The 17,881-nt window shown below is 74.3% G+C and carries 15 protein-coding genes; 6 read left to right on the top strand and 9 right to left on the bottom strand.

Annotated features, from left to right (window positions below):
• Positions 1 to 48: 48 nt before the first annotated feature.
• A complete protein-coding gene (locus IE277_RS14000; protein WP_189952155.1) occupies positions 49 to 462 on the bottom strand; it encodes a DUF5997 family protein in 414 nt (137 codons plus the stop codon).
• 82 nt (positions 463 to 544) lie between these two features.
• Between IE277_RS14000 and IE277_RS14005 the strand changes: the two genes are divergently transcribed.
• Positions 545 to 1,363: a LysR family substrate-binding domain-containing protein gene (locus tag IE277_RS14005; RefSeq protein ID WP_189952157.1), complete on the top strand. Its 819-nt coding sequence runs from the start codon at positions 545 to 547 to the stop codon at positions 1,361 to 1,363.
• A gap of 38 nt (positions 1,364 to 1,401) precedes the next feature.
• On the opposite strand, the gene IE277_RS14010 is transcribed toward IE277_RS14005, so the two are convergent.
• From IE277_RS14010 to IE277_RS14020, 3 genes are all read right to left on the bottom strand, one after another.
• Positions 1,402 to 2,865, bottom strand: coding sequence for an MFS transporter (locus tag IE277_RS14010; protein WP_189952159.1), 1,464 nt, complete (start codon positions 2,863 to 2,865; stop codon positions 1,402 to 1,404).
• Positions 2,866 to 3,205: 340 nt separating this feature from the next.
• Positions 3,206 to 3,895 carry an HAD family hydrolase gene (locus tag IE277_RS14015; RefSeq protein WP_189952161.1) on the bottom strand — a complete coding sequence of 230 codons (690 nt, stop codon included), beginning with the start codon at positions 3,893 to 3,895 and terminating at the stop codon, positions 3,206 to 3,208.
• Between the two features lie 28 nt (positions 3,896 to 3,923).
• Positions 3,924 to 4,400, bottom strand: coding sequence for an Lrp/AsnC family transcriptional regulator (locus IE277_RS14020; RefSeq protein ID WP_189952163.1), 477 nt, complete (start codon positions 4,398 to 4,400; stop codon positions 3,924 to 3,926).
• Between the two features lie 230 nt (positions 4,401 to 4,630).
• Here IE277_RS14020 and IE277_RS14025 point away from each other — a divergent pair, with 230 nt between their 5' ends.
• Positions 4,631 to 6,127 carry an FUSC family protein gene (locus tag IE277_RS14025; RefSeq protein WP_189952165.1) on the top strand — a complete coding sequence of 499 codons (1,497 nt, stop codon included), beginning with the start codon at positions 4,631 to 4,633 and terminating at the stop codon, positions 6,125 to 6,127.
• A gap of 177 nt (positions 6,128 to 6,304) precedes the next feature.
• Positions 6,305 to 7,342 (top strand): lactonase family protein, encoded by a 1,038-nt coding sequence (locus tag IE277_RS14030; protein WP_189952167.1) that lies wholly within the window; start codon positions 6,305 to 6,307, stop codon positions 7,340 to 7,342.
• 146 nt (positions 7,343 to 7,488) lie between these two features.
• Here the strand turns inward: IE277_RS14030 and IE277_RS14035 are convergent, their stop codons facing one another.
• Both IE277_RS14035 and IE277_RS14040 read right to left on the bottom strand, forming a co-directional pair.
• Positions 7,489 to 8,415: a sirohydrochlorin chelatase gene (locus IE277_RS14035; protein ID WP_189952169.1), complete on the bottom strand. Its 927-nt coding sequence runs from the start codon at positions 8,413 to 8,415 to the stop codon at positions 7,489 to 7,491.
• Positions 8,416 to 8,672: 257 nt separating this feature from the next.
• The gene (locus tag IE277_RS14040; RefSeq protein ID WP_189952171.1) at positions 8,673 to 9,647 is read right to left on the bottom strand and encodes an N-acetylglucosamine kinase; all 975 of its coding nucleotides are present in this window, start codon (positions 9,645 to 9,647) and stop codon (positions 8,673 to 8,675) included.
• Between the two features lie 233 nt (positions 9,648 to 9,880).
• Here IE277_RS14040 and IE277_RS14045 point away from each other — a divergent pair, with 233 nt between their 5' ends.
• Positions 9,881 to 10,558, top strand: coding sequence for a uracil-DNA glycosylase (locus tag IE277_RS14045; RefSeq protein ID WP_189952173.1), 678 nt, complete (start codon positions 9,881 to 9,883; stop codon positions 10,556 to 10,558).
• Between the two features lie 140 nt (positions 10,559 to 10,698).
• Here the strand turns inward: IE277_RS14045 and IE277_RS14050 are convergent, their stop codons facing one another.
• Positions 10,699 to 11,787 (bottom strand): WD40/YVTN/BNR-like repeat-containing protein, encoded by a 1,089-nt coding sequence (locus IE277_RS14050; protein ID WP_189952558.1) that lies wholly within the window; start codon positions 11,785 to 11,787, stop codon positions 10,699 to 10,701.
• Positions 11,788 to 12,073: 286 nt separating this feature from the next.
• Here IE277_RS14050 and IE277_RS14055 point away from each other — a divergent pair, with 286 nt between their 5' ends.
• On the top strand, positions 12,074 to 12,685 hold the full coding sequence (locus IE277_RS14055; protein ID WP_189952175.1) for an Rv1733c family protein: 612 nt from the start codon (positions 12,074 to 12,076) through the stop codon (positions 12,683 to 12,685).
• 320 nt (positions 12,686 to 13,005) lie between these two features.
• On the opposite strand, the gene IE277_RS14060 is transcribed toward IE277_RS14055, so the two are convergent.
• Both IE277_RS14060 and IE277_RS14065 read right to left on the bottom strand, forming a co-directional pair.
• Positions 13,006 to 14,988, bottom strand: coding sequence for a HEAT repeat domain-containing protein (locus IE277_RS14060; RefSeq protein WP_189952176.1), 1,983 nt, complete (start codon positions 14,986 to 14,988; stop codon positions 13,006 to 13,008).
• A gap of 177 nt (positions 14,989 to 15,165) precedes the next feature.
• A complete protein-coding gene (locus tag IE277_RS14065; protein ID WP_229881401.1) occupies positions 15,166 to 16,893 on the bottom strand; it encodes a DNA alkylation response protein in 1,728 nt (575 codons plus the stop codon).
• Between the two features lie 72 nt (positions 16,894 to 16,965).
• Between IE277_RS14065 and IE277_RS14070 the strand changes: the two genes are divergently transcribed.
• Positions 16,966 to 17,724 carry a PaaX family transcriptional regulator C-terminal domain-containing protein gene (locus tag IE277_RS14070; protein WP_189952177.1) on the top strand — a complete coding sequence of 253 codons (759 nt, stop codon included), beginning with the start codon at positions 16,966 to 16,968 and terminating at the stop codon, positions 17,722 to 17,724.
• The last annotated feature ends 157 nt before the right edge of the window (positions 17,725 to 17,881 follow it).

Genomic DNA, 17,881 nt, shown 5'->3' on the forward strand with positions numbered 1-17,881 from the left:
AAGAGCCGAGGAAGAGCCGAGGAAGGGCTGAGGAAGTGCCGAGGAGGATCAGTCGCGCCCGGCGGCGCGCTCCTCCGCCTTCTCCTCCTTCTCCAGCTTCTGCTGCTTGATGCGGGCGGTCTCCTTGCGGACCTCGGCCTGGGTGGCGCGCTCCTTCTCCAGCCACTCGGGCCGCTCCTGCTTGAGCGCCTCGATCTGCTCGGTGGTCAGCGGTTCGGTGACCCCGCCGCGCGCGAGCCCGGCGATGGACACACCGAGCTTCGCGGCGACCACCGGACGCGGGTGCGGGCCGTTGCGCCGCAGCTCGCTCAGCCACTCCGGCGGATTCGCCTGCAACTCGTTCAGCTCGGCGCGCGTGACGACGCCCTCCTGGAACGAGGCGGGGGTGGCGGGGAGGTACACACCCAGCTTCTTCGCCGCGGTCGCGGGCTTCATCGTCTGGGGGCTCTGCTGCGAACTCATGAGGTCAAGGGTATCGGCCACGTCCGCCGTCGCCGACCACGGCCGGTGCCGACGGGCAGGCCGCGGCCGGTAACCTGGCCTGGTGACAGGCTCGGAGGAATCACCGTCGTTCCGGCTCGCGTACGTACCCGGAGTGACGCCCGCCAAATGGGTGAGGCTCTGGAACGAACGCCTGCCGGACATCCCGCTCACCCTCGTCCAGGTCCCGGCCGCGCAGGCGCCCGAGGTGCTGCGGGCGGGTGAGGCCGACGCGGGGTTCGTACGGCTCCCCGTGGACCGTGCGTACTTCAGCGCGATCCCCCTGTACACCGAGACCACGGTGGTCGTCGTACCCAAGGACCACCTGATCACGGCCGCGGACGAGGTGACCCTGGCCGACCTCGCCGAGGAGGTGCTCTTCCACCCCCTGGACGATGTCCTCGACTGGGACAGCCCGCCCGGCGAGCCCGCCTTCGAGCGGCCCGCGACGACTGCGGACGCGATCGAGCTGGTGGCGGCGAACGTCGGCCTCCTGGTCGTCCCGCAGTCCCTGGCCCGCCTTCACCACCGCAAGGACCTCACCTACCGCCCGGTCACCGACGCCCCCCAGTCGGGCATCGCCCTGTCCTGGCCGGAGGAGGCCACCACCGACCTGGTGGAGGACTTCATCGGCATCGTGCGCGGCCGCACCGTCAACAGCACCCGGGGCCGCGCCAAGGCTCCGGCCGAGCAGGACCAGCAGCGGTCCGATCCGAAGCGTTCGGAATCCAATCCGAAGCGTTCCGAATCCAAGGGTGCGCGGCAGAAGCCGGCGGCCAAGTCCACGGGCCGCAACCCCCGCGCCCGCGCGGCGGGCGGCAACACGCGCACAGCGGGAGCCAAACAGACCCCCAAGCGCGGCAAGCCACGCCGGAGGTCGTGAGTCCCCCCACACTCACACCCACCCACCCCCACCTGCCCCTACGCCTCCTGCCGCGCTGCCTCCCGCTTCTGTTCCGGCTGGGGACGGGCGCGGCGTTCGTGGAGGTCGGCGAAGGCCAGGCAGAGGGCCAGCAGGATGATGCCGATGGAGGTGAGCAGGCCGTACTGGAGGGCGGCCGCCGGCCGCGCATGGTGGGCCAGACGGGCGAAGTACACCGAGCCGACCACGGCGACACCGGCCGCCGAGCCGATGCGCTGCGCGGTCTGCAGCACCCCGCCCGCCGCTCCGCCGCGCCGCACGGGCACCAGGGAGAGCGTGAGAGTCGTGTTGGGGGAGATGGTCAGGCCCGAGCCGATGCCGGCGACGAGCAGCGGGAGCGCGGCTGCCCAGGCCACGCCCCGCCCCGGTGTCCAGTGCACGGCCGCGACGACGCCGAGCATCCCCGCCGTCACCGTGCACAGCCCGGCGATGACCAGCTTGCGTCCGAAGCGCACCACCAGGCGTCCGCCGGCCGCGGCGCCCACCGCCGACCCCGCCGCGAACGGCATGGACGACAGGCCCGCCGCCAGCGCGCCGTAGCCCAGGCCGTTCTGCAGGAACAGCGTGTAGACGAAGAACAGCGTCGTGAAGCCGCCGAAGTACACGAGGCTCAGCAGCGCGCCGAGCGAGAAGGAGCGCAGGGAGAAGAGCCTGAGGTCGACCAGCGGTGCGCGGCCGCGCCGCCCCTGGCGTCGCTCCCATGCCCAGAAGGCCACCAGCAGCCCGGCGCCGATCGGGAGCAGGGCCCACTTCAGCCGCCCCTGCCACTGCTGTTCCTGCACCAGGGGCAGCATCAGGGCGAGCACACCGGAGCCGAGGAGCAGCACGCCGGGTACGTCGAAGCACTCGCGTGTGCCGGCCGAGCCGGGGGCGCGGGGCAGCAGCCGCAGGCCCGCGCAGAGCACGGCCGCCCCGATGGGCAGGTTGACGTAGAACACCCAGCGCCAGGCGTCGGGGCCGCCGGCCGCCTGGATCAGGAGACCGCCCGCCAGCGGTCCGACGGCCGTGGAGATGCCGATCGTGCTGCCCATCAGGCCGAACGCGCGGGCCCGCTCCGCCCCCTGGAACATCTGCTGGATCAGCGCCGAGGTCTGTGGTGCGATCAGGCCCGCCGACGCCCCCTGCAGCAGCCGGAACAGCACCAGCCAGGTGGCGCCGGAGGACAGTCCGCAGGCCGCCGAGGTGAGCGTGAACAGCGCGAGCCCGGTCAGGAAGGTCCGGCGCCGCCCGCGCATGTCACCGAGGCGTCCCGCCGGGACCAGGACCAGACCGAGGGTGAGGGCGTAGCCGGACATCACCCACGACAGGTCGGCCGTGGTGGCGTGCAGTCCGCGCTCCATCGAGGGCAGCGCCACGTTCACGATCGATGTGTCGAGCAACGTCATGAAGGCCGCGGTGAGACAGACGGCGAACGCTTGCCACCGGCGGTCGTGCCGGTCCGGCCCGGCTCGGTCTGGGGTCATGGGATCACGCTAGGCAGCCACCGAGCCCCGCGCACGGCGGGAACGGCCCGCTCCTCCGGCACCGGGCGGGTACGACACACCCTCAGGGCGCGCATGACACCTCCCGCAGACGACGTATGACACCTCCCGCGCTGTCCGCCGCACCGCCGCACCGTGCGCCCGTCCCGGCGGGCCGCCCGTCCCCCACGCGTCCACGACGCCTCCGACGTGCGCGAGCAGACCCCCTTGCTCCGGAAGGGTGCCCCGGCCGGGGAAAAGCGCGCCGGGTGGCCGTGACGTCCCGCAGGCGACAAGGGCGTGCCGCAGGAGCCTCGGCGAGGCCGGTGGACACGGGTGTCGCTCAGGCCGATGTCGCTCGAAGCCACGCGTACGCCGACTGTGCCGTGAACTCCGTCTGGCCGCCGCGCAGCAGCAGGCCGGCGGTGGCGAACTCGGGTGCGGCGGCCTGCGCGGCCACGTACGGGATCGCGATGCACCGCATCCCGGCCGCGTGGGCGGCGGCCGCGCCCGGTGCCGCGTCCTCCAGGACCACGCAGTGCGCGGGGTCCGCGCCGAGCCGGCGGGCCGCCTCCAGGAAGACGTCGGGGGCGGGCTTGCCGTGCGGGACCTCGTCGGCCGAGACCACCGTGCGCAGGAAGGCGTCCAGACCGGTGCCCGTCAGGATCGCGTCGATGGCCTGCGCGGACGAGCCGGAGGCGACCGCCATCGGGACGCCCTCGGCCGCGAGCAGCTCCACGAACTTCCGCATCTCCGGGTACGCGCGCGTGCGGGTGCGGGCCAGTTCCAGATAGCGCCGGTCCATCGCGGCCAGCAGCTCCTCGACCGAGGCGCGCAGACGGTAGCGTTCCCGCAGGCTGATCACCGTCTCCAGGGTGCTGATGCCGACGTAGCCCTCGTGGTCCGCCCAGCCGAAGTCCCGGACGCCGTGCTCGGCCAGGGTCTGCCGGCTCGCCTCGTAGTAGTTCGGCTCGCTGTCCACCAGCGTTCCGTCGAGGTCGAAGATGGCCGCGAGGCTGCCCGGTTCGCTCATGCCGTCCAGCATGCCAAGGGCCCAGTCCTCAGGCGCGGACCGCCCGGCCCACCGACTCCACCAGGGGCAGCAGTCGGTACGGGACCCGCTCGCGCAGCGCGACCTCCGTGCGGGTGCGCACCACGCCCGGCAGGCTGATCAGCTTCTGGATGACGTCCTCCAGATGGGCGTTGTCCCGGCCGACCACCCGGGCGAGCAGATCCCCGCCGCCCGTGATCGAGAACGCCTCCACGATCTCCGGTACGGCGGCCAGCGCGTCCCCCACGTCGTCGAGGTGGCCCTGGGTGACCTCGATGTGCACGAACGCCAGCACCGGATGACCCAGGGCGGCGGGGGACAGGGAGGGGCCGGTGCCGGTGATCACACCGTCCCGCTCCAGGCGGTCCAGCCGGGCCTGGAGCGTGCCGCGGGCGACGCCGAGGGTGCGGGCGTACTCGCGCACGCTGGTGCGCGGCTGCTCCAGGAGGAGCCGCAGGATGCGGGTGTCGAGTTCGTCCACGGCCATGATGAACGACTGTACCAATGGCTCAGCCGCGTCACGTCGGGGTGCGCCGCCCGACCTGGTCCGTTGGCATTTCTGTGAGCCTGGCTTGATGGCGAACTCTATGCCAATGGCCCAGTGATTCGGGGATCACTTGAGCCAGTGAGCCTGGTGATGCTCTCATGGACCCGTCGATGGCGCTGCGGGTCTCCGCGGCGCCTTTTCCGTGCCGGTGTTCCAAGGGGAGGGCAGCAGTGCTGAAGAGGGTGTTCGTGGCTCCGGATCCAGGCCGGGCGCGGTTGCGTTTCGCCGCGCGGGCCGTCCTCGGCATCGGGCTCGCGGTCGTCGTCTGCCTGCTGGCCGGACACTCCCTCGTCGGCGCGGTCACCGGCGGCCTCGCCGCCCTGCTCACCCTGTTCACCGTCGCCGACCCGACCGTGCGCGGACAGGCGGTCACCACCGCGCTGCTGCCCGCCGTGGGCGTGCCGGTGCTCGCGGCCGCGGCCGAACTGCACGCCGCCCCCGTCGCGCGCGATCTCGCCTTCCTCGCCGTCGTCGGCGCCGGCGTGTACGCGCGCCGCTGGGGGCCGCGCGGCCACAGCCTCGGCGTGTTCGCCTTCATGACCTTCTTCGTCGCCCAGTTCCTGCACGCCACGCCGGACCGGCTGCCCGAGCTGTACGCCGCCGTCCTGCTGTCCGTGCTCAGCGCGGCCGTGGTGCGCTTCGGCGTGTGGTGCTACGAGCGTCGGCTTCCCCCGGCCGCCGCAGCGGCGCCGCCCGCCGGGACGGGCCTTGCCCGGGTGACCACGCGGCAGGCCGTGCAGGCGACCGCCGGTGCGGGGTTCGCGCTGGTCGTGGGCCAGCTGGTGTCCGGACAGCGCTGGTACTGGGCCGTCGGCGCCACCTGGTGGATCTTCGTCAACACCGCCTCGCGCGGCGAGACACTGGTCCGTGGCTTCCGCCGGGTCCTCGGCACGGTGATCGGCATCTGCCTGGGCTTCCTCGTCGCCGTGCCCGTGCACGGCGCGCCGCTCCCGACGGCCGTCCTCATCGCCGTCGCCGTCTTCGGCATCTTCTACACGGCCGCCGTCTCCTATACCTGGATGATGCTCTGGGTGACCCTGCTCGCCGAACTGCTCTACGGCCTCCTCGGCGTCCTGAACCCCGGTCTGCTCGCCCTGCGCCTCGCCGAGACCGGCGTGGGCGCGCTCGGCGCCGCGCTCGCCGTGCTGTTCGTGCTGCCGGTCACCACCCACGCCATCACGGACGCCTGGATCCAGCGCGCCCTGCGCTGCGTCCACGCCTGTACGGCCGAGGCCGCGGCCCGGCTCGCGGGTTCCACGACCGCCGACCCGGCGCCGCGCGTGGCCGAACTGGAGCAGCTGCTGGGCCGCGTCCGGCTCGCCGTCGCCCCGCTCGTGCACCCGCTGCATCCGATGCCGGCCCGCAAACGCCGCGCCCGCCGCGTCCTCGCGCTTCTCGACGACTGCGCCCACGAGGTGCGGGGCCTGGTGGCGGTCGCCGCCGATCCCGAGGCCTCGCACGACGCCCGCCTGGCCGCGGCCTGTCGGCGCGTGGAGGCGGCCGTCGAGGCGCTCACCACGAGCCGGCCGGAGCCCCTCCAGCACCCCGCCGAGTCGCCCGCCGAGCCCGCCCTGGCCCATCTGCACGGTCTGGAACGCGCCCTCGCCGACCTGGCCGAACCCCTGCGTGCGGGGTCGGGCTCGGGGGCACGGCTGGTGGGGGCCTGACGGCGGTCGGCCGGGGCACGCACACGGGTCCGCCGGGGCCCGCGCACGCCGGGCGGCGCGAGGTCGCGCGAGCGGACACCTGAAGACACCCGCCGACCACACCCGCCCCTTGGTCTAGACCGCCTTGATCGACTGCTACCGTCGGCCCCGGACGGGCTCGACCGAGAGGGGACAGCGGTGGCACAGGACGGCAGGCCCGGCAGGCGCCGGGCGTTCATCGGCTCGTTCACGGCGGCGGGCGGACCCGGCCTCGTGACCGCCGAGGTCGCGCCGGACGGCGGCGCCCTCACCCTCGGCACCGCCGTGAACGACGTACGCGACCCGTCCTATCTCGCCCTCTCGCCGGACGGCGCGACGCTCTACGCGGTCAGCGAGATCGCCGAGGGCACCGTCGCCGCCTACCGGGTCCACGGCGAGCGCCCGGAACTCGCCGGGCCGCCCGTGCCGGTGGACGGCAGCGGACCGACCCACCTCGGCCTGTACGGCGGGCACCTGCTCACCGCCAACTACGGCTGCGGCAGCGTCACCGCCGTACCCCTGCGCCCGGACGGCACGCTCGCCGCCAAACCCTCCGGCCGGCTCCAGCACACCGGCTCCGGCCCGCACGACCGGCGGCAGCGCGGCCCGCACGCCCACCAGGTGCAGGCCGACCCGAGCGGCCGGTGGGCCGTCAGCGTCGACCTCGGCACGGACTCGGTACGGGTGTGCACCCTCGCGAACGGAGCACCCGCCCTGCACCGCGAGTTCGCCCTGCGCCCCGGCTCCGGACCGCGCCACCTGGCCTTCCACCCGGACGGCACGCACGCCTACGTCGTCAACGAACTCACCCCGACGGTGACCGTCTGCCGCTGGGACGCCACGACGGGGTCCCTCAGACCGCTGGCCGAGGTCCCCGTGCTGCCCGGCGCCCCGGCCGGCGACGCCTACCCGTCCGGGATCGTGGTCGCGCCCGACGGCCGTTTCGTGTGGACCGCGACCCGTGGCGAGGACGTCCTGTCGGTCCTCGCCGTCGAGGGTGACGGGCTCCGGCTGATCGCCACGGTGCCCTGCGGCGGCCGCTGGCCGCGCGCGCTCGCCGAACATCGCGGCTTCCTCTACTCGGCCAACGAGCGCTCCGGGGACGTCTCGTGGTTCGCCGTGGACGAGCCGACCGGGCTGCCCCGCTACGACGGCGCGGTACGGGTCCCCGCCGCCTCCTGCGTCGTCTTCGGCTGAGCCCGGCCCGCCCGGGCAAGCCTCCCGGGCAGCCTCCTGAGCCGGCTCCCGGGCAGGGTTCCGGGCAGGACGAAGGGCCCGCTCCGGGGTGTGGAGCGGGCCCTTCACCGTACGGGCGCCGTGTCGTGGCGGCGGGCGGCGGCTCGTCAGCGGACCTGCATGCCCTGTGCCTGCTGCGGGGCGATGCCCAGCGCCGTCGTGTACTTGGCGAGGGCGAGCTTGCCGATCGTCGGGTACGCGCCCAGCGCCTCGGCCGTGGCACAGCCCGCCTCCTCGGCGGCGGCCGCGAGCAGCCCAGGGTCGATCTCCGGGCCGATCAGGTACGGCGCCAGCGCCAGCTGCTGCGAACCCGAGGAACGCAGCTGATCGGCGACCGAGGCGATCGAACCGTCCTGGTCCAGGGCCGCGGCCATCACCGGCACGGCCAGACGCGCGGCGAGCAGCATGCCGGTGATCCCGGCGGCCTGCACGGCCTCCTCGCCCCCCACGGACGCCAGGATGATGCCGTCCGCGGCGGTGGCCACGGTGAACAGGCGCGCGCGGTCGGCACGGGCCAGACCCGCCTCGGACAGCCGCACGTGCAGCGCCTCGGCGAGCAGCGGGTGCGGACCGAGGACGTCGGTCAGGTCGGCGGCGACCCGGCTGTCCATCACGGACTGGCGGATGTGGCGCAGCATGGCGCTGTCCGGGCCGGCCAGCAGCGGGACGACGACGGCGACCGGGCCGTCGGGCTCCTTGATCCCCTCGATCCCGGCGGCCATGGCCTGCTCGTAACGGGCCGCCCGCTCCTCGGCCGCGCGCACCAGCACGGACCGGAGCGTCGGGAACTCGGTGTCGTCCCCGTCCAGGTACCCGATCCGGACGTCCAGGCCGGGCAGCTCGGAGCGGGCGATGCTCACGACCTCCTCGGCCAGGCCGCGCGTGGCGGCGCTGGGCGCACCGGGCACCGCGAGGGCGAGCGCGGGCGCACCCTCGGGCGCCACCAGCGGTTCCGGCCGGCGGTGCCGTCCGGGCTGGCGGGGTCGCGGCATTCGTACTGGCAGGCCGGACTCGGGCCCAGTGGGGGTGCTCATGGCGCCGCATGTTACTGGCTTAGCGGGTTCCTCCGTTCGGGGAGGGTGCAGGTGAGCGGTTTCCGTCCGGTTTTGTCTGATGAGTTACGCGCCCAGGACACGTGTTCCGGGCACGTGCCGAGCACATCGGACGACAAAGGCGCCGCAAGGGGAGCAAGGGGGAACGAGGGGGAACAAGAAGGGGCAAGAAGGATCAAGGAGGAGCGAGGGGGTGGCAAAGGGGAACGATCCGCTTGTGCGAGAAGCGGATACCGCACTCAATCCCGTTGTACGGAGATCACATGCAGCATGGTCGGTTCACCCGGCAGGGTGAGCCGGCCGGCCGCGAGGTCGGTCGCGATGCGTACCGAGCCGTGCAGCGGGTCACCCTCGGCCGGCACCTGCCGGGCGTGCGGCAGCCGGGCCGCCAGTTCCTCGCGCAGGGGACCGAGCAGCGGGGCGCCCAGCCGGAACAGGCCACCGGTGAGCGCCACTCGGGGCGTGCCGTCCGCCGGGCACACGGCCGCGGCGGACTCGGCCATGTGCCGGGCCGCGGCCCGCAGGATGCCCGCGGCGACCGGGTCGTCCGCGGCGCACGCCGCCACCTGGGGCGCGAAGGAGGCCAGTACGGCGGGTCGGTCGGGGCGGGGATAGAGCTGCCCCGGCAGGCCGCGCACCGGGCCGAACTGCTCCTCGGCGCGGCTCAGCAGCGGTGCGCAGCCGCCGTCCCGGCCGTCGTGGGCGCGCAGCGCCGCCTCCAGACCGGCCCGTCCGATCCAGGCACCGCTGCCGCAGTCGCCGAGCAGATGTCCCCAGCCGTCGGCCCGCCGCCAGGACGTCAGATCGGTGCCGACGGCGATCAGCCCGGTGCCCGCGGCGAGCACCGCACCCGGACGCGGCCCGAGGGCGCCGACGTAGGCGGTGACGGCGTCGGCGGCGAGCGCCACGCGCCGTACGCCCAGCTCCCGGGCGAGGGCGTCCGGGAGCTGGGCCCGCAGGTCGTCACCCAAGGACGCGAACCCGGTGGCACCGACGACGGCCGTGTCCAGCGCGCCCACTTCGGCCTCGGCGGCCAAGGCGCGGGCCAGCGGGACGAGTTGGGCGATCAGATGCGCGGCGTCGATGCCCCGCGCACCCGTGCGGACCGGTTCCCGCGACTCCCGCTGGGCGGCCGGTGCCTGGCCCGGCACGCCGACGGCGACCCGGAGACCGGAGCCGCCGGAGTCCACCGCGAGATAGCCGGGGGCGGTCACGGCAGTCGCCGGCCGGCCGAGATCGGCGAGGGATGCGCCGGGTGCAAGGAGCTCGCCTCCTTCCCGCTGACCGATCGCGCGATCTGGTCGACCGCGCGATCTGCTCGACCGCCTCGACTCGACCGTCTCGACGAGCTTGACGAGGAGGAAGGGTAGCGCCCGGAACGGGCCTCCGCCGGCGGAGGGCTTCGCCTCGTCCGTGCACCGTCCGTGCACCAGTAGAGTGGCATCCCGTGGCACCACGACCCTTGGATGAACTTGTTGAAGCAGGCTGGGCGAAGGCTCTTGAACCCGTGGCCCAACGCATCGCGGCCATGGGGGACTTCCTCCGGACCGAGATAGCGGAGGGCCGGACCTACCTCCCGTCCGGGGCGAATGTCCTGCGGGCCTTCCAGCAGCCCTTCGATGACGTCCGCGTCCTGATCGTGGGCCAGGATCCCTACCCCACGCCCGGTATGGCCATCGGGTTGAGCTTCGCTGTCTCGCCCGAGGTGCGGTCGTTGCCGGGAAGCCTGGAGAACATCTTCCGCGAGATGCACTCCGACCTCGGGCTGCCCAGGCCGTCCAACGGTGATCTGACTCCGTGGACGCAGCAGGGTGTGCTGTTGCTCAACAGGGCTCTCACCACTGCCCCGCGCAAGCCCGGCGCTCACCGGGGCAAGGGCTGGGAAGAGGTGACCGAGCAGGCGATCCGGGCGCTGGCGGCGCGCGGCAAACCGCTGGTGTCCATCCTGTGGGGGCGTGACGCGCGTAATCTGCGGCCGCTGCTGGGCAGCCTGCCGGCGATCGAGTCCGCGCATCCGTCCCCGATGTCGGCGGACCGGGGCTTTTTCGGCTCCCGGCCGTTCAGCCGGGTCAACGACCTGCTGGTCCAGCAGGGCGTCCAGCCGGTGGACTGGCGACTGCCGTAGCGCATGCCGCGCCGGGCCCCACCGGCACGATCGCAAGCCGGTCGCGGACCAGGTGAAGCACCCGCTGACACTCCGACGGCGAGTGGCCCTGCCCGCTGGGAACGGGCCGGGCCACCTTGTGACCCTCCAGCGAGCGTTTCTCAACCGATCACCGCCGCCCGTACACACAGCACGTCCGGCAGATGCCCGGCCAGTTGCTGCCAGCTGTCGCCGTCGTCGGCCGAGGCGAACACCTCGCCATTGCGGTTGCCGAAGTACACGCCCGCGGGGTCGGCGTCGTCTGTGGACAGGGCGTCCCGCAGCACCGTGCCGTAGTGATCCTCCTCGGGCAGTCCCTTCGACAGCGGTTCCCAGGTCCGGCCCGCGTCCGTGGTGCGGAAGACCCGGCAGCGGTGCTCGGCGGGCACCCGGTCCGCGTCGGCGTTGATCGGGAAGACGTACGCGGTGTCGGCCCGGTGCGGATGGGCGGCCACCGCGAAGCCGAACGTGGACGGCAGATCCGCGCCGATGTCGGTCCAGTGCGCCCCCGCGTCGTCGCTTCTGTACACCCCCCAGTGGTTCTGCAGATACAGCCGGTCAGGGTCGCCCGCGTCCCTGGCGATCTTGTGCACGCACTGGCCGAACTCCGGGTTCGGATCCGGCAGGAACACCGCGGACACCCCGGAGTTGGACGGCGCCCAGCTCGCGCCGCCGTCGGTGGAGCGGAACACCCCGGCCGTCGAGACGGCCACGGTCACCGTCCTGGGGTCGCGGGCGTCGGTCAGCACGGTGTGCAGGCCCTCACCGCCTCCGCCCGGCACCCAGCGCGAGCGCGTCGGATGCTCCCACAGCGGCCTGACCAGCTCGAAGCTCTCGCCGCGGTCCTCCGAGCGGTACAGCGCCGCTGGTTCCGTGCCCGCGTAGACCACGTCGGGCTCGGCGGCGGCCGGGTGCAGCTGCCAGACGCGCTCCAGGGAAGCGCCGGTGTCCTGGGGGAACTTGACGGCCGGCCGGGGCGGTTCGGTCCAGGTGCGGCCGAGGTCGTCGGAGTGGAAGACCGACGGGCCCCAGTGGGCGCTGTCGCCGCCGGCCAGCAACCGCGGCCGGTCCTGCCGGGTGTCGATCGCGATCGAGTAGACGGCCTGTGCGTTGAAATACGGGCTGTCGTCGAACTCCCAGGCGCCGCGGGCCCTTCGCCGCCCGATGAACAGCCCTTTGCGGGTGCCCACCGCCAGCAGTACCTCGGTCATGCCGATCACCTCCGGGACGTCTTCGTCCAGGTAGTCATGAGACACGTAGTCGTCGGTTATCGGCCAGTCTGCACCCCACCACTGACAGTCCCCCTTGGACCGCGCGTTTTCGCAGGTCACAGCGGTGTCGTCGGGATGTGACGAAGACCGGCCGCGGCTCGTTGTGGCATGCGCCTGCGCGAACGGGGTGTCTCGTGCGACCGTCGGGGAGACGGCTTCGTGAGCAACGGCGCGATCTCCCGCGTATGGGAGGGCGTTCCGGCCGGTCGGTGCGCTCGTGAGGAGGATGCCTTTGAAGGTGTTCCGTGGTCCGAAGGTGCGGTTGTGGCGCTGGCGCCGTAACCCGCTCAGACGCCGGGCCGACGTGGTGGAGGCCTGGGTGGTGCTCGGCGCCTGGCTGCTGACCGTCCTGCTGGGGATCTCGGCTGGCCTGGTGGCGGCCCGGTCGGTGGAGCACGGACTCGCCGAGGAGCGGGCGGACCGGCGCCCCGTCGTGGCCCGTGTGGTGGGACGGGCGCCGGCAGCCTCCCCCCGGCGCGACCACGCCTCAAGCGGCGCACGGGTCTGGGCCACGGTGCGCTGGACCGTCCCCGACGGCTCCGCCCACACCGGTCAGGTCCGGGTGCAGCCCGGCAGCAAAGCCGGCACACCGGTCACCGTCTGGACCGACCCGCGGGGCCGTCTCGTCGGCCGCCCCACCTCGGTCTCCGAGGCCGCCTTCCGCGGCACCCTGATCGGCTGCCTGGTGGGCCTGAGCGCGGGGGCCGTCCCCTTCATCGGCGGCCTCGCCCTGCGCGCCCGTCTGGAACGCCGCCGCATGGACGCCTGGGACGCGGAATGGGCGCGGCTCGGACCACAGTGGGGCGGATGGTCCGACCACGGCCGCAGGTCCGGCTGAGCCCGGCGCACGCCCGGCTCGGGCCTGCTCCGCCGAGCCCGGCGCGGCCGCCCCTAGGGCCTGTCGTCAAACTCCCTCCCCCACTGCCTTGAGGGCGTGGGAGGTGCCCCCAGCCCGGCGGGGTGTGGCACGCACTCCCCCAGAGGGGGTACCCCCGGCGGCGTTGTCGTCGGTCGCCGACGCTACCCCGCGCTCGGCTGTGCTCGCGCGGGGGCATCCGGCATCCCCACCGTCGACTCCTTCCTCCGCCTTGCAGCTGCACGCGCCAGTCCCCGCCGGGCCCGCCCTCCGGGCGGACGACGGGAGTTTGACGACAGGCCCTAGATCGCCGCCAGCGCCGTCCGGCACGCTCTCAGCAGCGCCTCGTCCTCGGGTATGAGCCGGCCGCCGTATTCCCCCGGGCGGACCGGATGGCGGCGCGGGGCGGCCAGCTCCGCCGCCACCAGGTGCCGTAGGGGCGCGCCGGCCGGGCCCATCGTGGTGAGGCAGCGGGCGATCGGGCCGCGGGTGCGCGGGTCCTCGGCCCACGCCGCCCGGAACACCGGCAGCACCGGCTCCGGATCCGCGTCGACACGCCACAGCGCGCACCCGGCCGCCACCCGCGCCCGCACGGGCCCCGAGCCGGCCGCCCGGCGCAGTGCGGGCCGCGCCCCGCGCGCCGTCGGCCCCAGCCTGCCGAGCTGCTCGGCGGCCAGGCACCGGCTCGCCGGCTCACCCTCGGTCAACTCCCGTAGCAGCAAGGGGAGTACGACCGTGGCGTCCCTGTGCGCCGACCAGAGCGCGCCGGCCGCGACGGCCGCGTGCCGGGTGTGCAGAAGCGCACGGAGCGTCGGCACCGCCCGAGCGGCGGCGCCCAGGGTCCGCAGGGTTCCGATGGCCCGGCCCGCGACCGCGTCCCGCGCCCCGAGCCCGTCGGGCGCACCCGACAGCAGCCGCAGCACCTCCGGGACCGCCTCCTCGTCCCCGGCCGCCGCGACCGCCGCCAGCAGCGGGGCGGCGAGCCGGTCCGCGGAGGGCGAGGCCAGGGGGATGCGGCCGAGCCGGTGCCGTAACGCGGGCACCAGCGGGGTCGCGGCGGCGCCCAGGTGAGCCAGTTCGAACCCCAGGTCCACCGGCGCCGCGGGGCCGGCCAGCAGCTGGGCCAGGGCCGGCAGCGCGCGCGGATCACCGCTCCTGGCCAGCGCCTTGAGCGGACCGCCCAGTGCCGGGGCGCCACGCTCGCCACGGTGCGTCCACAGATCGGGGCGGGCACACACCAGCGCGTGCAGGGCGTCGGCGGCGGGCCCGGCCGCGGTGAACAGCTCCGCCAGGACCGCTGCCGCAGCATCGCGCAACCGGTCCTGGTCCGCCGCCAGTTGGCTGCCGAGCAGCGCGACCGTACCGCTGTGGTCGCCGCGCCAGCCGCGCAGCAGTGTGGCCGCCATCCACACCCCGTTGCACCGGTCCAGCGGGTCGGGACTGGTCAACTGCCCGCCGAGCAGCATGGTCCGCTCGGTCACCCGGTCGCCGAGCGCGGTGTGCAGGGTGCGCAGCAGCCGCGAGCCCTCCTCGTCGGACGGACGGAGCCGCCGGATGCGCCCGACCAGGGTGTCGGCGGCGGCGGGACCGGGCGTCCGGGCTCGCTGCGCCGAGCGCTCCCGCAGCAGCCGGACCGCCGTGGGCACGGGATCGGCGGGCATCCGGGCGGGCGCGACGAGCGCGAGCTGTCCGAGCGCGCCGAGCCGCAGCCCCGGCGCGTACGGCGGCGCGCACTGCTCGGCCAGGAGGTCCACCGCGCCGTCGGCGTGCCCGGGGTGGCGGCGGACGAACAGGCCGAGCGCCTCCGTGAGGGCGAGCAGGACACGGTCGTCCCGCTCGGCCCGCAGCCGCTGCCGTAACAGCTCCAGGACCCGGGCGGGCGCGCCCAGGAAGTGCACGAGGGCCCCGGCGGCCGCGCGGCGCACCGCCGGGTCCGGGTCTCCGGCGAGCCGGACGAACACCTCGGCGCCCGCGCCCACCGCCTCCCGTGCGCGCGGGTCCTCGTCCGCGCTCTCCGCGCCGATGCCGACCAGCAGTTCCACGATGCCGCCCCGGTCCGGCAGCTCCTCGCGGGCCGCGAGCGAGAGCAGGAACGGGACGCAGGCCAAGGTCGAGTCGTACACACACCCCTGGTGGTGCAGTGCGCCGTACATCCCGTCGAGCGCGGTCGCCCGCTCGACGGTGTCCGCGGACGCCAGTGACCGCAACCAGCCGGGCACGTCCTCCGCGCTGCCGTGCGCGTGCCGCAGCGAGGCCCAGTCGACCTCGTCGATCCCCGTGAACACGTTGCCCTCCCCAGACGAGTGCCACCTGATCGCGAGTGTGCACCACGGCACTGACAACGGACCGGAACCACGCGCTGACTGTGTGCGATCCGTCGGCTGTCACCGGCCAGGGTGCGAGCCGCCCGTGCCCGGCCGGCGGGCGTGGCGCGGGCGGCCGGCACTCTCCCGGGGAAGGGGTCAGTTCAGGCCGGGCAGCGCACGCTCCAGGATCGCGTCGAGGCCGGCCCCGGCGGGCAGCGTCCCGAACGCGTGCCCCCAGTCGCCGCCGAGCCGGCTCGCGCAGAAGGCGTCCGCGACCGGGTGCGGGGCGTGCCGGACCAGCAGCGAGGCCTGCAGGGCGAGCGCCATCCGCTCGACCAGCCGGCGGGCGCCCACCTGATCGGTTTCGGCCAACTGGTCCTTGAGCGCGGCCACGGCCGAGTCCAGCCGGGCGTCGGCGCCCCGCGCGAGGGCGAGTTCGCCGAACAGCGCCTCGGCGGTGTCCGGTTCGCGGCCGAGGGCGCGCAGCACGTCGAGCGCGTTGACGTTGCCCGAGCCCTCCCAGATCGACAGCAGCGGAGCCTCCCGGTAGTGCCGGGGCATCCCGGAGTCCTCGACATAGCCGTTGCCGCCCAGGCATTCGAGCGCCTCCGCGGTGAACGCCGGGCCCCGCTTGGTGACCCAGTACTTGCCGACGGCGGTGGCGATGCGCCGGAAGGCCCGCTCCCCGGCGTCCCCGCGCACCGCGCGATCGGCCGCGCCGGCCAGCCGCAGCGTGAGTGTCGTCGCCGCCTCCGACTCCAGCGCCAGATCGGCCAGGACGTTGCGCATCAGCGGCTGCTCGATCAGCCGGGCGCCGAACGCGCTGCGGTGTCGGGCGTGATGGCCCGCCTCGACCAGGGCCTTGCGCATCAGCGTCGCCGAGGCCATCACACAGTCCAGCCGGGTGCAGTTGACCATCTCGATGATGGTCTTCACGCCCCGCCCCTCGGCACCCACCAGCCAGGCCACGGTCCGGTCGAACTCCGGCTCCGAGGAGGCGTTGGAGCGGTTGCCCAGCTTGTCCTTCAGACGCTGGATGCGGAACGTGTTGCGGCTGCCGTCCGGCAGCACGCGCGGCACCAGGAAGCACGACAGGCCCGCTGGGGCCTGCGCGAGCACCAGGAAGACGTCGCACATCGGCGCCGACGTGAACCACTTGTGCCCGCGCAGCGTGTACACCCCGGCCTCGCCGGTGGGTGTGGCCACGGTGGTGTTCGTACGGACGTCGGAGCCGCCCTGCTTCTCGGTCATGCCCATCCCCGCGAGCAGGCCCGGCTTCTCGGTGGGCACGCGCAGCCGCGGGTCGTACGCGCGGCTGGTGAGCAGCGGTTCGTAGATCTTGGCCAGATCCGGCTGGGCGCGCAGCGCGGGCACGGCGGCGTACGTCATCGATGTCGGGCAGCCGTGCCCGGCCTCGGTGTGCCCCCACACCAGTCCGCCCGCGGTACGGGCCACATGGGCGCCGGGCCGCTCGTCCGCCCAAGGCGCGCCGGCCAGCCCCTCTTCGACCGCCGTGCGCATCAGGTGGTGCCAGCTGGGGTGGAAGTCGACCTCGTCGACCCGGTGGCCGTATTGGTCATGGGTGCGCAGCACCGGCTCGTACCGGTTCGCCAGCTCACCCCACTCCTGCGCCTCCGCGCTCCCGGCGCGCGCCCCCAGCCGCCGGAGGCCGTCCTCGGCCCACCCCGCGCCCTCCCGGCGCAGCCCTTCCAACAGGGCCTGGTCGTCGGAGGCGTCGTACGGGGCCGACGGCGGGGCCTGGTTGGTGACGTCGTGGGTCGCGTCGTGGGCGGCGTGCGGCGGCAGAGGCTGCGACTGCGAGGGCGACTGAGCGGGCGTCCGGGTGGGCGTCTGGGTGGGCGACTGCGCGGGAATCGAGACCATGAGAGCATGTTGCGCTCTCTGTGCGACTGTAGCAATAGTGCAATACGGAACCGCCACGTACAGTGCGTGTCCATGCGCATGAACGTCTCGCCCGAGCCCGGGCAGGCAGGCCTGCGGCCGCTGTCCGCGCGGTCGGTCGTGCTGAGCCTGCTCCTCGGCGCGCACCCGGCGGAGCTGCCGGTGAAGGACCTGGTCCGGCTGGTGGAGCCGTTCGGCGTCGGCGGCTCCACGCTGCGCGCCGCGCTGAGCCGGATGGTGACCGCCGGGGACCTGCGCCGCACCGATGCCGTCTACCGGCTCAGTGACCGGCTGCTGGCCCGTCAGCGGCGCCAGGACGCGGCGCTGATGCCCGGTACGCGCGCGTGGAGCGGTGACTGGGAGATGGTGGTGATCACGGCGACCGGCCGGGGCCCCGCCGAACGCGCCGAGCTGCGCGCCCGGTTGACCGCCCTGCGCCTGGCCGAACTCCGCGAGGGCGTGTGGCTGCGCCCGGCCAATCTCGAACGCGCCCTGCCGGACCCGCTGCACACCGTCGCCCTGACGTACGCCGCGCGCCCCGACGAACCCCCGCACGACCTGGTCGCCCGGCTCTGGCCGCTGGATGCCTGGGCGGCCGCCGCGCGGACGCTGCTCGCCCGCACGTCGGCCGCCCGGAGCCCGGCTGACCGCCTGACGGCCTACGCCGCCGCCGTACGGCACCTGCTCACCGACCCGGTCCTGCCGCCCGGACTCCTCCCCGCCGACTGGCCGGGGGAGACCCTGCGCACCGCGTACACCGGCTACCAGCGGGAGCTGGCCGCGACGGTGGGGCCAGGGGAGCGCGCCGCATGACGCCGGTGCCCCTCGAAGCGTTTCTGCGGGCCCGGTTCGAGGAGTTCGAGGAGGAGGAACAGGTGGCCCGTGACGCGATCGCCGGTGCGACCCGGCCCGGGTGCTGCGCGAACTCCAGGCAGTGCCCCTGCTCGCCGTCCCGTTCGCCGGCCGTCCC

The organism is Streptomyces alanosinicus (genome assembly GCF_014650595.1).
GTDB classification, from domain to species: domain Bacteria; phylum Actinomycetota; class Actinomycetes; order Streptomycetales; family Streptomycetaceae; genus Streptomyces; species Streptomyces alanosinicus.

What these genes read in the sequence shown, in the direction of transcription:
- IE277_RS14035 (WP_189952169.1), bottom strand. Translation starts at nt 8,415, where the DNA reads ATGAGCACCCCCACTGGGCCCGAGTCCGGCCTGCCAGTACGAATGCCG.
- IE277_RS14050 (WP_189952558.1), bottom strand. Translation starts at nt 11,787, where the DNA reads ATGACCGAGGTACTGCTGGCGGTGGGCACCCGCAAAGGGCTGTTCATC.
- IE277_RS14010 (WP_189952159.1), bottom strand. Translation starts at nt 2,865, where the DNA reads ATGACCCCAGACCGAGCCGGGCCGGACCGGCACGACCGCCGGTGGCAA.
- IE277_RS14015 (WP_189952161.1), bottom strand. Translation starts at nt 3,895, where the DNA reads ATGAGCGAACCGGGCAGCCTCGCGGCCATCTTCGACCTCGACGGAACG.
- IE277_RS14055 (WP_189952175.1), top strand. Translation starts at nt 12,074, where the DNA reads ATGCCTTTGAAGGTGTTCCGTGGTCCGAAGGTGCGGTTGTGGCGCTGG.
- IE277_RS14020 (WP_189952163.1), bottom strand. Translation starts at nt 4,400, where the DNA reads ATGGCCGTGGACGAACTCGACACCCGCATCCTGCGGCTCCTCCTGGAG.
- IE277_RS14000 (WP_189952155.1), bottom strand. Translation starts at nt 462, where the DNA reads ATGAGTTCGCAGCAGAGCCCCCAGACGATGAAGCCCGCGACCGCGGCG.
- IE277_RS14070 (WP_189952177.1), top strand. Translation starts at nt 16,966, where the DNA reads ATGCGCATGAACGTCTCGCCCGAGCCCGGGCAGGCAGGCCTGCGGCCG.
- IE277_RS14065 (WP_229881401.1), bottom strand. Translation starts at nt 16,893, where the DNA reads ATGGTCTCGATTCCCGCGCAGTCGCCCACCCAGACGCCCACCCGGACG.